Below are 206 nucleotides of genomic sequence, written 5' to 3'. Positions count from 1 at the left end.
CTTCACTCCCGCATACAGATAGGCATTTCTCGCGTTGTCAACGCGCACATCGGCCGTAGCCACCACGCGCATCCCTTTCATGCTTTCGATTTGCGAGATCATCCCCCGGCCCATTTGCCCCGCTCCTACCAAGCCTACGCGGATCTCGCCTCCCTGGCGATCCAGTTCCAACAGTTTTTGGTTGATGTTCATTATGGTTCCCCTCC

Annotated in this window: 1 pseudogene; it reads right to left on the bottom strand. The window is 56.3% G+C overall.

The annotated features are described in order from the left end of the window. Positions 1–195 (bottom strand): annotated as a pseudogene (locus tag ET33_RS35935) (NAD(P)H-dependent oxidoreductase); the annotation flags it as partial. Between the last annotated feature and the right edge of the window lie 11 nt (positions 196–206).

It is taken from the genome of Paenibacillus tyrphae, assembly GCF_000722545.1.
Lineage (GTDB): Bacteria > Bacillota > Bacilli > Paenibacillales > NBRC-103111 > Paenibacillus_G > Paenibacillus_G tyrfis.
Note: the sequence above shows the minus strand (reverse complement) of the source record. Positions and strands in the feature narration are given on the sequence as shown.